14 protein-coding genes are annotated in these 13,986 nt (G+C 60.3%); 7 read left to right on the top strand and 7 right to left on the bottom strand.

Features of this window, described 5'->3' with window-relative positions; translation table 11 throughout:
• Positions 1–43: 43 nt before the first annotated feature.
• Complete coding sequence (locus FFM53_RS04965) at positions 44–685, top strand: TetR/AcrR family transcriptional regulator (RefSeq protein ID WP_138328326.1); 642 nt, start codon at positions 44–46, stop codon at positions 683–685.
• A gap of 58 nt (positions 686–743) precedes the next feature.
• On the opposite strand, the gene FFM53_RS04960 is transcribed toward FFM53_RS04965, so the two are convergent.
• Complete coding sequence (locus FFM53_RS04960; RefSeq protein WP_138387599.1) at positions 744–1,931, bottom strand: DUF945 domain-containing protein; 1,188 nt, start codon at positions 1,929–1,931, stop codon at positions 744–746.
• Between the two features lie 235 nt (positions 1,932–2,166).
• Between FFM53_RS04960 and parC the strand changes: the two genes are divergently transcribed.
• Both parC and FFM53_RS04950 read left to right on the top strand, forming a co-directional pair.
• Positions 2,167–4,422 carry a DNA topoisomerase IV subunit A gene (parC, locus tag FFM53_RS04955; protein WP_138328324.1) on the top strand — a complete coding sequence of 752 codons (2,256 nt, stop codon included), beginning with the start codon at positions 2,167–2,169 and terminating at the stop codon, positions 4,420–4,422.
• Positions 4,423–4,679: 257 nt separating this feature from the next.
• Entirely contained in the window at positions 4,680–5,138 is a 459-nt protein-coding gene (locus FFM53_RS04950) for an SRPBCC family protein (protein WP_138328323.1), read from the top strand.
• On the opposite strand, the gene FFM53_RS04945 is transcribed toward FFM53_RS04950, so the two are convergent.
• The 6 genes from FFM53_RS04945 to hemB all read right to left on the bottom strand — a co-directional run bounded on the left by FFM53_RS04945 (position 5,128) and on the right by hemB (position 9,431).
• Positions 5,128–5,520 (bottom strand): type II toxin-antitoxin system death-on-curing family toxin, encoded by a 393-nt coding sequence (locus FFM53_RS04945; protein WP_138387598.1) that lies wholly within the window; start codon positions 5,518–5,520, stop codon positions 5,128–5,130. The genes FFM53_RS04950 and FFM53_RS04945 overlap by 11 nt on opposite strands.
• Positions 5,517–5,738: an AbrB/MazE/SpoVT family DNA-binding domain-containing protein gene (locus FFM53_RS04940; protein WP_018070513.1), complete on the bottom strand. Its 222-nt coding sequence runs from the start codon at positions 5,736–5,738 to the stop codon at positions 5,517–5,519. Before FFM53_RS04940 ends, FFM53_RS04945 begins: the two co-directional genes overlap by 4 nt.
• Before the next feature lie 57 nt (positions 5,739–5,795).
• Complete coding sequence (locus FFM53_RS04935) at positions 5,796–6,683, bottom strand: DMT family transporter (protein ID WP_138328321.1); 888 nt, start codon at positions 6,681–6,683, stop codon at positions 5,796–5,798.
• Positions 6,684–7,460, bottom strand: coding sequence for an arginyltransferase (locus FFM53_RS04930; RefSeq protein ID WP_025394017.1), 777 nt, complete (start codon positions 7,458–7,460; stop codon positions 6,684–6,686).
• Positions 7,461–7,677: 217 nt separating this feature from the next.
• Positions 7,678–8,136 (bottom strand): RDD family protein, encoded by a 459-nt coding sequence (locus FFM53_RS04925; protein ID WP_003547150.1) that lies wholly within the window; start codon positions 8,134–8,136, stop codon positions 7,678–7,680.
• A gap of 281 nt (positions 8,137–8,417) precedes the next feature.
• On the bottom strand, positions 8,418–9,431 hold the full coding sequence (hemB, locus tag FFM53_RS04920; protein WP_138387597.1) for a porphobilinogen synthase: 1,014 nt from the start codon (positions 9,429–9,431) through the stop codon (positions 8,418–8,420).
• A 228-nt stretch (positions 9,432–9,659) separates the two neighbouring features.
• On the opposite strand from hemB, the gene FFM53_RS04915 reads away from it, so the two are divergent.
• The 4 genes from FFM53_RS04915 to glyA all read left to right on the top strand — a co-directional run bounded on the left by FFM53_RS04915 (position 9,660) and on the right by glyA (position 13,978).
• Positions 9,660–10,097: a DUF6163 family protein gene (locus FFM53_RS04915; protein WP_064653904.1), complete on the top strand. Its 438-nt coding sequence runs from the start codon at positions 9,660–9,662 to the stop codon at positions 10,095–10,097.
• Between the two features lie 128 nt (positions 10,098–10,225).
• The gene (gene ldtR / locus FFM53_RS04910) at positions 10,226–10,741 is read left to right on the top strand and encodes a transcriptional regulator LdtR (protein ID WP_003547156.1); all 516 of its coding nucleotides are present in this window, start codon (positions 10,226–10,228) and stop codon (positions 10,739–10,741) included.
• A gap of 445 nt (positions 10,742–11,186) precedes the next feature.
• Positions 11,187–12,488: a L,D-transpeptidase family protein gene (locus tag FFM53_RS04905; RefSeq protein WP_012756884.1), complete on the top strand. Its 1,302-nt coding sequence runs from the start codon at positions 11,187–11,189 to the stop codon at positions 12,486–12,488.
• A gap of 191 nt (positions 12,489–12,679) precedes the next feature.
• Complete coding sequence (gene glyA / locus FFM53_RS04900) at positions 12,680–13,978, top strand: serine hydroxymethyltransferase (protein ID WP_029872910.1); 1,299 nt, start codon at positions 12,680–12,682, stop codon at positions 13,976–13,978.
• Positions 13,979–13,986 lie beyond the last annotated feature (8 nt).

Here is a 13,986-nt window from a genome sequence, read left to right as displayed (position 1 = left end):
AATGACCGTTCCTGAATATAGAAAGCCGCTTCAAATTTCTAGAGTGATCATTGTGAAAAATAGCCGAGACGTGGAAAAATCTACCGCCCGCCGCCGCGGCCGTCCGCCGGCCTTCGACCGCGAGACGGTGCTGTCGGCGGCGCGCGAGACATTCTGGGCGCATGGATACGAGGGCGCCTCGATCGCCGATCTCACCGCCGCCATGGGCATCACGCCGCAAAGCCTTTATGCCGCCTTCAACTCAAAGGCCGATCTTTACCGCGCCGCGTTGGAGCAATACCGAGGGCTGGGCTCCGATACGTTTTCCGCGCTCGGCGAGCCGATCGATACCGTCTCCGCCTTCGAGCGCATATTGCGGGGTTCGGCGGCGATTTTCTCGGCTCCGGAGCATCCGAAAGGCTGCATGATCTCGACGGCCGTGCTGAACTGCGCCAGCGAGAACGAGGTGATCGCTGACCATGTCGCAGCGATGCGCCGTCGGTCGCTGGACGCTTTCACGGCGAGGATCGAGCGTGGCATCCGCGAGGGCGACATGAAGCCAGAGACGAACCCCCGCGCGCTGGCACGGTTCCTCGGTGCCATCATCCAGGGCATGTCGGTGCAGGCGAGGGACGGCGCATCTCTAGAGGAATTGCTTGATATCGCAGTCCTCGCCATCGCCGAGGTCGCCCGTCATCGCGCCTGAAAACGAAAAGGCCCGGCAGTTCACTACTGCCGGGCCTTTCGTCGCGAGATCGAAGCGATTAGTCGTTGGCGGTAACCTTGACGCCGAGCACCTGCGGCAGCGTGTTCGGAGCGCCCATGGCGGCGCCCACGATCGTCGGGAACGGTACCGGCTTTTCAGGAGCTGCCTTGACAGTCAGGCTCTTCGGATCGTCGAGGAAGGTGTTGACGGCAGCCGAAACGGCGTTCTGCAGTTCCGGGATATTGAGCTGCGCCAGCATGATCGGCGTCATCGCCTTCAGTGAATCCGCCATCTGCTTGCCCGACATGTTCTGCTGCGAACCGGCATAATCGAGCGCGCGCTTGGTGATCGAGGCATCTTCGAAGCGCACCTGCGCGGCCTCGAAGGACAGCTGCTGCATCAGGCCGAGCATGGCAAGACCGAGCGCCTGCTGCGATTCTTCCTTGTTCGCACTGGTTTCAGATTGCTTCATCGCATCCTGCAGCGACTTCACGAAGGCCATCGTGTAGCCCGAGATCTTGAAGCCAAGGTTCAGCTTGCCGATGTTGGTGAAGTCGAAGGCGAATTCCGAAATGTCGATCGTGCCGGGGGCCAGTTCCCAGGCGCCCTTCATGGTGATGTCGCCCTGGATGTGCTGCAGGGCCAGCTTCTCGATCGCGTCCTTGCTCTGCGGATCCTCAGCCTTGCTGAGATCGGCCTTCATGCTTTTGAAGGCGCCGTCGAAATCGAAGCCGGATTCGTCTTCGCGCAGCGTCAGGTTGACGTCGCTTTCGAGCACCGAGAACAATTCCGCCCCATCCTTGACCACCTTCAGTGGGCCGGTATGGGCAGTTTCGTAGAGCATCATGGTATCGAGCGTGTCGCCGCCCGGCGTTGCCGGGATCGAGATGCCGCCGAGCGTCAGCTCCTGCGCCGTGACCGTGACGCCGTCTTTCGTGGTGTTGATGTCGGGGAAGGCGGCCTCTTCGATGTAATAGCCGCCATCCTCGTCTTCTTCGACGCCGGAAAGGGTGACTTCGCCAACGGCCAGGCTTTCGCCGCCGGCAGATTTGACGCTGACATTCTTCAGCGTCGCGGTCGTGCCGTCGATATCGACGCTGTCAGCCGAAATCGTTCCGCCTTGTGCGGCATAGGCGGCATTGAGCTTCTTCAGCAGATCGGCGCCGTCGAGAGCGAAAGCCGAGCCGGCAAGCGATAAAAAGGCTGCGCTCGATAGCATCAGCCGCGTTGTCCGGTAAAAGTTCATGGGGTGATTCCTCTGGTGGCGTGGTGGCGGTTGGAAATCTGCAGTGATGCTACTACGGATTGGGCCTGCTTTATATTTGCCGACCTCTAAATTTTTGTTGAGAGGAACGGCAAACGAAGTCCAAATTGCGGCGGAGCGTTTGTCTCATCCTTTGATGTCGGTCCCAAGACTTCATCCACAGCTGCAATGGCCCCGATTCCTTGCCCGCCGGCCTCTTCTGAGCTAGTCAGAACCTATGGGACAAGAGATTTTGCCGCCTTCAGGCGGAGACGACGATCACATCCAGCCGGTCGACCTCAAGGCGGCGCTCGAGCAGCGTTACCTTGCCTATGCGTTGTCGACCATCATGCACCGCGCCCTGCCTGACGTGCGCGACGGGCTGAAGCCTGTCCATCGCCGCATCGTCTATGCGATGAACGAGATGGGGCTGAGGCCGAATACAGCCTTCAGGAAATGCGCCAAGATCGTCGGCGAAGTGATGGGTAACTACCATCCGCACGGCGACCAGTCGATCTACGATGCGCTTGCTCGTCTCGCCCAGGATTTTTCGCAGCGCTACACGCTGGTCAACGGCCAGGGCAATTTCGGCAATATCGACGGCGATAGCCCCGCCGCCATGCGTTACACCGAATCGAAGATGACGGCGGTCTCGGAACTGCTGCTCGAAGGCATCGATCAGGATGCCGTCGATTTCCGTGATACTTACGACGAATCGAATACCGAGCCGGTCGTCCTTCCCGGCGCCTTCCCGAACCTGCTCGCCAACGGCTCCTCCGGCATCGCCGTCGGCATGGCAACCTCGATCCCGTCGCACAATGCCCACGAGCTATGCGACGCCGCCCTGCATCTGATCAAACATCCCGATGCGACCGTCGAAAAGCTGGTCGAATTCATTCCCGGCCCGGATTTCCCCACCGGCGGCATCATCATCGACAACCGCGACAGCATCATCGAGAGCTACCGCACCGGGCGCGGCGGTTTCCGCGTGCGGGCGAAATGGCAGACGGAAGATCTCGGCCGCGGCGGTTACCAGATCGTCATTACCGAAATTCCCTTCCAGGTGCAGAAATCGCGGCTGATCGAGAAAATCGCCGAGCTGCTCATCGCCCGCAAGCTGCCGCTGCTGGAGGATATTCGCGACGAATCGGCCGAAGACATTCGTGTCGTGCTGGTGCCGAAGACCCGCAGCGTCGATCCGACGATCCTGATGGAATCGATGTTCAAGCTGACGGAACTCGAAAGCCGTTTCCCGCTCAACATGAACGTGCTCTCCATGGGCCGCATCCCGCGGGTCATGGCGCTGAACGAGGTGTTGAAGGAGTGGCTGGACCACCGCCGTGAAGTTCTGCAGCGCCGTTCGCGCTTCCGTCTGGCGGCGATCGACAGACGCCTCGAAATCCTCAGCGGCCTGTTGGTCGCCTACCTCAACATCGATGAGGTCATCCGCATCATCCGCGAGGAGGACGAGCCGAAGCCGGTGATGATGGCGCGCTGGGATCTCACCGACAATCAGGTCGAGGCGATCCTCAATATGCGGTTGCGCGCCTTGCGCAAGCTGGAAGAGTTCGAGATCCGCAAGGAATTCGACGAACTCACCAAGGAGAAGGGCGAGATCGAGGCGTTGCTTTCCTCCGACGACAAGCAGTGGCAGACGGTCGCCTGGGAAATCGGCGAAGTGAAGAAGAAATTTGCCAAGGCGACCGAGGTCGGCCGGCGCCGCACCCAGTTTGCCGACGCGCCCGAGACCGACGAGGAAGCAATCCAGCAGGCGATGATCGAGAAGGAACCGATCACCGTCGTCATTTCCGAAAAGGGCTGGATCCGCGCGTTGAAGGGCCATATCGCCGATACGGCGGCGCTGACCTTCAAGGAGGGCGACGGCTTGAAGATCGCCTTCCCGGCGCAGACCACGGACAAGATCCTGATCGTCACCACCGGCGGCAAGGCCTTTACGCTCGGCGGTGACAAGCTGCCGGGCGGCCGCGGTCACGGCGAGCCGCTGCGCATCATCGTCGATATGGATAACGACCAGGCGGTGCTGACCGCTTTCGTCCATGATCCCTCGCGCAAGCAGCTGATCGTCTCGACCGCCGGCAACGGCTTCGTCGTTCCCGAAGCCGAGCTGGTCGCCAATACCCGCAAGGGCAAGCAGATCATGAACGTCGGGCTGCCCGAGGAAACACAGCTGCTCGTGCCCGTCAGCGGCGACCATGTCGCCGTCGTCGGCGAAAACCGCAAACTGCTGGTCTTCCCGCTGGCGCAGGTGCCGGAAATGTCGCGCGGCAAGGGCGTGCGTCTCCAGCGTTACAAGGATGGCGGCATTTCCGACGTCCGCTGCTTCGCGATATCAGACGGCCTCATCTGGGAAGACAGCGCCGGCCGCACCTTCACGAAGAACAAGGACGAACTCGCCGAGTGGCTGGCCGATCGCGCCACTGCCGGTCGCACCGTGCCGAAGGGCTTCCCGCGCAGCGGCAAATTCGCCGGCTAAAGCATAACAGCGTCCCGCGTCCTTTCAGACGCGCAAAGACGCTGTAACACTTTGATTTGCTGGATAATTTATCCTTCAATCGATTCTGTTTGAAGGAATTATCCAGTAAATTCCGCGCCCGACTCTTGGCGGGCGCGACAACTCCTCTATCTCTTCCCTGTTACCAAAAATATGAACAGGCCGGCTCCGAGGCGGACGGAATGGCCGCGGCCCGTGTGCTTGGGGAAAGTGCGCGCGCCCTTAACGGAGGAAAATCGATGCCCGCCAGCACCATCAAACTGCATGTCAGCCACACCTATAGGGTGCCGCCCGCTGCCGTGTACGACGCCTGGCTCAACCCCGAAATCGCCCGCCGCTTCCTGTTTGCGACCGATGACGGTCATGTCATTCGCGCCGAAATCGATCCGCATGTCGGCGGCCGTTTCTTCGTCGTCGACCGCCGCCCGACCGGCGACGCTTTTCATCAGGGCGTCTTCCTGGAACTGAAGCGCCCGCAACGTATGGTCTTCAGTTTCTCCGTCGAGGAGCACGATCACAATTGCGACCGCGTCGAGATCAACATCGAGCCTCTCGGCGGCGGCAGCCGTCTGACGCTGACCCATGAAATGTGCGCCGAATGGGCCGAACACGAGGAAAAGACCCGGCAAGGCTGGGCGCATGTGGTCGAAGGTCTTGGCAGGGAATTGGAGCAGCAGCAGTTCAAGGCTACGGGCTGAGGGGTATGCTGAAATCCCGCAGGAAGCGGGTTGCACCTTCTTCGTCGATCTCGCCGGCGGCTACGTCTAGTACAAATGCAATGACCTGCGCGTTGTCGGCATTGATGACGTAGCGGTTGATGTAGAGAAAGGTAAACGCCGCGAGATAGCCGGTACGCTTGTTTTCATCCACGAATGGGTGGTTTCTGACAATGGCATAGAGATAGGCTGCGGCGAGTACGAAGATGTCTGTCTCGCCGTATGCAGCCTTGTTAAGCGGGCGTGCCAAGCTGGTTTCCAATGCATTGGCATCCCGCAGGCCAGCCAGACCGCCATGCTCGGCAATTTGCTCATCGTGCGTATTTTCAATTGCTTGGCGGCTTAGCCACTTAAGCCGTATCATTTGGCGAGTTCGCGGAGCGCCACCCGATATTTTTCCATGCCGATGCGGGCTGCCCGCATTTGCTCGGCAAGATCGGCCGATTCCGGTACAAGCTGAATATTACCCTCGATCTCTCGCAGTTCCAGGCTGTCGCCGCTGCTCAGGCCCAACCGCTGCAGCACCTCTTTAGGGATGATTACACCCTCGGAATTTCCGATCTTGCGGATTGTGACGTTCATCGTTTTGTCCTCTGTGGTAACGGAGTTATAACATGAGGTCGAGCAGGCGACAACGTCCTAGCCTGCCATTTGAACGATGCTTTTCCTCCGCACGATCCAGACGGAATGGGCTGCGATCGCCGCCACCAGGATGCCGCCGCCGACCAGCGTCATCGGCGCCGGTGTTTCCGCAAAGATCAGCCAGACCCAGATCGGTGCGAGCACGGTTTCGAGCAGGTAGAACATGCCCACCTCCGGCGCGGAGAGGTAACGCGGCCCGGTCGCCAGGCACCAGAAGGCAAGTGGCATCATCACCGCGCCGTTGAAGAGGATCCAGGCCGGATGCTCGATCGAAAAACCGCCTGCCGGCATGACCGAGATCAGGCCGACCGCCGCCGGCAGCACCGTCGAAAGCAGCGAGACGAAGCCCATCTCCCGGCGAGAGGCGCGGCTGATGGTGATGGCGGCGGCAATGATGAAGGCGGTAAGCAGCGCCATGGTATCGCCGAAGAGATGGCCGCCCGAAAGCCCGTCCCGGACGATCAGGCCGACGCCGAAGATCATCGCCGCCATGGCGATCAGCGTTGCCAGCGCCGGCCGCTCCTTGAGGAAAATCCAGGAAAGAAGCGCGGCGAACATCGGATTGAAGGCGACGATAAAAACGACATTGGCTGTCGACGTGTTGAAAACGGCGAGAAGGAAGACCACCGTGGTCAGGCCGTAAAGCAGACCGGTGACGAGGCCCGGCCAGCCCGGCACGAGCACTGGCCATCGCCCCTTGGCGATCCTGAGCGCCGTTGCCACCAGCAGCGTCACGCCAAGGGTCGCGATGCTTCTCGCGGCAAGGATCGACCAAAGCTCGCCGTCAGCGAGCCTCATCAGGGGGATATCCACGGAAAGCGCCAGCCCGCCGATCGCCGTCAGCAGCAGGCCCTTCCGATGGTCGGAAAGTGCGGTGGGGAACATTCAGTCGTGGGTGCTCTCGGGCATGGACGAGGGATCGAAGCGTTCCCAGCCGCGCGGGGTCAGATGCTCCTGCGGCTGGAAGCGCGTCTTGTAGTCCATTTTCCGCGACCCTTGAACCCAGTAGCCGAGGTAGACATGCGGCAGTCCCAGAGCTTTCGTGCGTCTGACATGATCGAGAATCATGAAGGTGCCGAGCGAACGCCGTTCAAGCGCCGGATTGAAATAGGAATAGACCATCGACAACCCGTCGCTCATCGTGTCGGTGAGCGCGGCGGCGAGCAGCTCGCCCTTCGGACGCTGCTCCAGTCCTGAGCCTTCCTCACGCCGACGGTATTCGATGATTCTCGTATTCACATGCGTGTCTTCCACCATGATTGCATAGTCGAGCACGGTCATGTCGGACATGCCGCCCTGCTGGTGGCGAAAATCGAGATAGCGTCGGAACAGCGAATATTGCTCGCTGGAAGGCTGGGCTGCGAATTCGGTGGCGATGACGTCGGAATTGGCGGCAAGCACCCGCTTCATTGATTTCGTCGGCTCGAATTCCTGGGCGAGAATTCGCACGGAAACGCAGGCGCGACAGGATTCGCAGGCCGGGCGATAAGCGATGTTCTGCGAGCGGCGGAAACCGCCCTGCGTCAGGATGTCGTTCATCTCGGCGGCGCGCGGGCCGACCAGATGGGTGAACACCTTGCGCTCCATCTCATGCGGCAGGTACGGACACGCAGCCGGGGCCGTCAGATAAAACTGCGGTGATGGCGTCGTCTGCGTATTCATTTGTCGCGGAAATTTCCTTGTCGAGACCGTGCCGTTTCCTGACAGCATGACCTAAGAATAAAAAACGTCAACAGCGGGGCGCTTTTCGCCCTTCATATCGGTCTTCTAATTTTAGATATGGAGCGCTGGCGCCCGCCGGCAAAGAGAAGGCGGAGACTTTATTTCGTCTCCGCCCGGGATCGCAGTTAGGATTTCAGCCAAGGTCTCAGCCAAAGTCTCAGGCCGTGCGCACCGTCGCCGTGCCGACCAGCAGGTCGTGAACGAGACGGCTGCGTTCGATAAACAGGCCGGCAAGCAGAATGAGCGGCGTCAGCACCGAGTTGAGGATCCAGAACAGTGCCAGATGCACGATCGCCGTCATGAAATCCATCGGCCGTCCATCGACGCGCACGATTGCGATCCCCATGGCGCGCATGCCGAGCGAGGCCTGGCTCGGCCCGCCCACCGTCAGGCCGAAGTAAATGCCGGCGACGATGACGAAGAGGGCAGGGTAGAGAAAGAAGCCGAGCCCCAGCGTAACGATCGATAGGAAGAACAGCACGATCGCCGCGGGAATGCAGAGCAGCGCTACGATGACGTAATCGAGGATGAAGGCGAAGACCCGGCGGCTCAACACGCCGCTATAGGCGCGCCAGTCCTCCGGTGCGGCATAAAGCGGATTGGGGTTGTAGCTCATCTCAATCTCCTCAGGAAAAGCGATGCCGCTGATATGGTATCGGCAGGCCAAAATGCAATAATCTGCCCCAGATGCGGATGGTTTTAGGCCGGATCGGCCTAAAACCATCCGCATCTAAATCAAAGAAATGGAGCATGATGTCGTCCGAAAACCGCGGACACTTTTCGGCATCATGCACTACAGCGCCGCGCGTTTTTTGAGATGCGCAAAGGACGCTGTAGCACTTTGAATCGCTGCATAATTTTATCCTTAAATCGATTCCGATTTAAGGAATTATGCAGTCACCGCTTTGCGAGAATTTTCGCCACTTCGACCGCGAAATAGGTGAGGACGCCGTCGCAACCCGCCCGCTTGAACGACAGCAGCGTTTCGAGCATCGCCCGCTCGCCATCGATCCAGCCATTCATCGCCGCCGCCTTGATCTGCGTATATTCGCCGGACACCTGGTAGGCGAAGGTCGGCAGGCCAAAGGCCTCCTTCATCCGCCAGCAGATATCGAGATAGGGCAGGCCGGGCTTGACCATCAGCATGTCGGCACCTTCCTTGACGTCGAGGGCCGCGTCGCGGATCGCCTCTGTGCCGTTGGCGGGGTCGATATAATAGGTCTTCTTGTCGCCTTTCAGCAGACCGCCTGTCGAGATCGCCTCGCGATAGGGACCGTAGAAGGCGGAGGCGAATTTCGTCGCATAGCTCATGATGCCGACGCTCTGGTGGCCGGCCGCATCGAGCGCCATGCGGATCGCGCCGATGCGGCCGTCCATCATCTCCGACGGCGCGATGATATCGGCGCCGGCATCTGCCTGCATCACGGCGGCGCGCGCCACCTGGTCGACCGTCTCGTCATTGACGATCTCGCCGCCTCTGAGAATGCCGTCATGGCCGTGGCTGGTGAAGGGATCGAGCGCGACATCGGTAATGATGCCGATATCAGGCACCGCCTTCTTGATCGCCGCCGTCGCCTGATTGATCAGGTTGTTGGCTTCGAGGCTGTTCGAGCCGGTCTCGTCGCGCAGCTCCATCTCGATATTCGGAAAGGTGGCGAGTGCGGGAATGCCGAGGCCGGCCGCTTCGCGCGCCGCTTCGACAGCCTTGTCGATGCTCAAGCGGTTGACGCCCGGCATGGCCGGGATCGGATCGATGATGCCGGAACCTGGCACGATGAAGATCGGCCAGATCAGGTCGTCGACCGTCAGCCGGTTCTCCTGCACCAGCCGGCGTGTCCAATCCGCCTTGCGGTTGCGCCGCATGCGGCGATGGCCGGTGATCTCGTCGACGAGATGAGTCCTGTCCTGCATGATATCTGTCCCTGGCCCATTCCATTTATCGGAGCGCTCATTATCATGGCGCCTGGAAAATCCAAACCGGACGATTGGCCGCGGCGGAAAACCGGTGGCGCATAATCCCGAATCTGGAATCGATTTTCGAGGTAATGCGCAAACGCAATGTTATAGAGCGTCCTTGGCGCGTCTTGTCCGACGCGCAGCGCTTTTGCGAAGATGCAACCCCAAACCGATGTCTGCGCTATGGAAACCGAATCCCCGACGATACCGAAACGCACACTGGCGGATATCCTCTTCATTCTCTTCTTGAGACTGGTTGCCTTATCCTGCTTCTGGTTCGGCCTGCAATATTGGGCCATGCTCGTCGGCTATTCGCTGGTCGGCGCCGGCCGCTTCGATCTTTTGAGCCTGCCATGGAAAGTGGCGAGCACCAGCCTCGCAGTGCTCTTCCCCGTCGCCTCCCTCGGCCTCTGGCTCACCGTCTCCTGGGGACCGGTCATCTGGGTGCTGGCCGCCGGCGGACAAATCCTCATGTATGGCCTGCTGCCGAATATTTTCGGCCCCAACCAGTTGATCATCCTGCTGCATGTCATTGTCGCCGTGGTCTACTTGATTTTCCGCCTGCTGCTCTGGCTGGAAAAGCGCCGGCATCGCCGCCAGGTAAGTGTTGATTTACCCTGAGACAACGTGGAGTTACCGGTAAGGCTCCGTTAAGCCTGCGGTTTAAGTCGAATTTTATATGTATTCGATAGGGTCTCACTCAAGGCGGGAAGAAAACACACCGCCAAACAAACAGTGAGGCAGTTAACATGAACACGAAAATCAAGCCGCAGGCGGTATCGACCTTCCGTGACCAGCAGGACCACGACATCCGTGATCTTTACATGGAATCCCTTCATCTCGTTGAACGTCTGCACCGTCGTCTTCTCGACGTCATCAAGGACGAATTCGACCGCCAGGGTCGCAGCGATGTCAACGCCATCCAGGCGCTGCTCCTTTTCAACATCGGCAATTCCGAGCTGACCGCCGGCGAGCTGCGCTCGCGTGGCTACTATCTCGGCTCCAACGTCTCCTACAACGTCAAGAAGCTGGTCGATCTCGGCTTCATCAACCACCAGCGCTCGCGCATCGACCGCCGCTCGGTCCGCATCAGCCTGACCGAAACCGGCCAGGACATCGCCGAAACGGTGGCCAAGCTCTACGAACGCCACATCGCCTCGATCGACAAGGTCGGCGGCATCGGCACCGACGAGTTCACGCAGATGAACAAACTGCTCCAGCGCCTGGACCGTTTCTGGAACGACCAGATCCTGTATCGCCTCTGAGACCCCTGACCTCATTTCAGGGTTGATCAAAACCGGATGCGTCCCTGCGCGTCCGGTTTTTGCCGTTTGCTCTCGCGTGGCATCTTTGCAACGCATGGCAGGCAAGCGCAAAGCCCGGTATTCAAGCCGTTTTTTAGCCGTTATTAACCGGCACGCTTTACCCCGTCATATGGTTCGTTGTGTCCTGTTTCCCGCAGTCGGCAAGTCCGTCTTCCGGCCCGGCAACACGAATTGGCCATATTGGTGTGGCAGCGGAAGGCTTAACAACCGGCGCTTTCAATAGACCGATCAGGAATGTTCAGGCTGCCGCATCGCAATCTTGTGATGGGGCAAGCGGAATTTTTTGATGCGCCGGACAACGAATGGACTGGGATCTGCGTTAAAGCGCAGTGATATCGCAAAAGGCCGCAGGTTCTCTTTATAGCGGCATTCAGTGGTTGGGACTATGTCGAAGAAAAACGGAATTGAAGCTCTCTCGCGCCGCGCCTTCCTTGCGTCCGCGGCAACGGTTGGCGCCAGCGCGCTTGCCGCGCCGGCATTCGCGCAATCGGCGCTCGATACGCTGATCAACGCGCCGCGCCGCGGCAACTGGGACGACCAGTTCGACGCCAAGGCGGCGTCGCGCACGGCGACCGCCATGGTTTCCAACACGCCGATCCTTGGGCCCCAATCGGTCGCAAGCGCCCAGCAGGCAATCATGCAGTATCAGCAGATCGCCGCAGCCGGTGGCTGGCCTGAGGTCAATCCCGGTGACCAGCGTCTGCAGCTCGGCGTCAGCTCTCCCGCCGTCCAGGCGCTGCGCCAGCGTCTCGCGATCACCGGCGATCTGCCGCGCGAGGCCGGCCTGTCCAACGCCTTCGATTCCTATGTCGACGGCGCCGTCAAGCGCTTCCAGGCGCGTCACGGCCTGCCGGCCGATGGCGTTCTCGGCGAATTCACGCTGAAGGCGATGAACATCCCCGCCGATGTCCGCCTGCAGCAGCTGAACACCAATGTCGTCCGTCTGCAGACCTTCCCTGAAGACTTGGGCCGCCGTCACCTGATGGTCAACATCCCGGCCGCCTATGTGGAGGCTGTTGAAGACGGCAGTGTCGCGACGCGCCACACCGCGGTTGTCGGCCGTCTCAGCCGCCCGACGCATCTCGTCAATTCGAAGATATACGAGGTCATCCTCAATCCTTATTGGACTGCGCCGCGCTCGATCGTCGAGAAAGACATCATGCCGCTGATGCGCAAGGATCCGACTTATCTCGAAAAGAATGCCATTCGTCTGCTCGACGGCAAGGGCAACGAAGTCGCTCCCGAGACCATCGACTGGAACGGCGAGGCGCCGAACCTGATGTTCCGTCAGGACCCCGGCAAGACCAACGCCATGGCGTCGACGAAGATCAACTTCTACAACAAGAACGGCGAATATATGCACGACACGCCGCAGCAGGGCCTGTTCAACAAGCTCATGCGCTTTGAATCGTCGGGCTGCGTCCGCGTTCAGAACGTGCGCGACTTGTCGAACTGGCTCTTGCGCGAGACACCCGGCTGGAACCGCCAGCAGATGGAGCAGGTGATCGCAACCGGCGTCAACACGCCGGTCAAACTCGCCACGGAAGTTCCGGTCTATTTCGTCTACATCTCTGCCTGGGGCATGCCCGACGGCATCGTCCAGTTCCGCGACGACATCTATCAGATGGACGGCAATGCGGAGCTGGCGCTCGACACCACGGCCGGCATGGAGCAGCCGGTCCAGTAATAAGCGGCGACCTTTGTATCGTGATCGAAAACCGCGCTTTCCGGCGCGGTTTTTTTATATCGGAGATGCGGCTCGGAGCGACCGCAAAAGAGCGTGAGCGCGCGCTTTGCTCAGCAAATGTCGTTCTTCGTATTGCCCTCGCCACGGCGGAAGGCTAATACCTCAGCGCATTCCAGTTGAGGAGCCCGCCCATGACCAATGCTTCCACCGAATCCTTCTTCAATCGCTCGCTTGCGGACGTCGATCCGGACATTTTCGGCGCGATCGGAAAGGAACTCGGTCGCCAACGGCACGAGATCGAACTGATCGCTTCTGAGAATATCGTCTCCCGCGCCGTGCTGGAAGCCCAGGGTTCCATCATGACCAACAAATATGCCGAGGGTTATCCCGGCAAGCGTTATTACGGTGGCTGCCAGTTCGTCGATATCGCCGAGGAGCTGGCGATCGAGCGCGCCAAGAAGCTGTTCGGCGTCAATTTCGCCAACGTCCAGCCGAATTCCGGTTCGCAGATGAACCAGGCCGTGTTCCTGGCGCTGCTGCAGCCCGGCGATACCTTTATGGGGCTCGACCTGAATTCGGGCGGCCACCTCACGCATGGTTCGCCGGTCAACATGTCCGGCAAGTGGTTCAACGTCGTCTCCTACGGCGTGCGCGAAGGCGACAACCTGCTCGACATGGATGAAGTAGCCCGCAAGGCCGAGGAAACCAAGCCGAAGCTCATCATCGCCGGCGGCACTGCCTATTCCCGCATCTGGGACTGGAAGCGCTTCCGCGAGATCGCCGACTCGGTTGGCGCCTACCTCATGGTCGACATGGCCCACATCGCCGGCCTAGTCGCCGGTGGCGTTCATCCGTCGCCGTTCCCGCATTGCCATGTCGCGACGACGACGACCCACAAGTCGCTGCGCGGCCCGCGCGGCGGCGTCATCCTCACCAATGACGAGGATCTGGCGAAGAAGTTCAATTCGGCTGTCTTCCCTGGTCTGCAGGGTGGCCCGCTGATGCACATCATCGCCGCCAAGGCCGTTGCCTTCGGCGAGGCGCTGCAGCCGGAATTCAAGGAATACGCCGCACAGGTCGTCAAGAATGCCAAGGCACTGGCTGAAACGCTTGTCGCCGGCGGCCTCGATGTCGTCTCCGGCGGCACCGACAACCACCTGATGCTGGTCGACCTGCGCAAGAAGAATGCCACCGGCAAGCGCGCCGAGGCAGCCCTCGGCCGCGCCTACGTCACCTGCAACAAGAACGGCATTCCCTTCGATCCGGAAAAGCCCTTCGTCACCTCGGGTGTGCGCCTCGGCGCGCCGGCCGGCACGACCCGCGGCTTCAAGGAAGCGGAATTCCGCGAGATCGGCAATCTGATCGTCGAGGTCCTCGACGGTCTGAAGGTCGCCAATTCCGATGAAGGCAACGCCGCCGTCGAAGCCGCTGTGCGCGGCAAGGTGGTCAGCCTCACCGACCGCTTCCCCATGTACGGCTACATGGGATAAGGAGTAGG

The organism is Rhizobium indicum (genome assembly GCF_005862305.2).
GTDB classification, from domain to species: Bacteria; Pseudomonadota; Alphaproteobacteria; order Rhizobiales; family Rhizobiaceae; genus Rhizobium; species Rhizobium indicum.
Note: the sequence above shows the minus strand (reverse complement) of the source record. Positions and strands in the feature narration are given on the sequence as shown.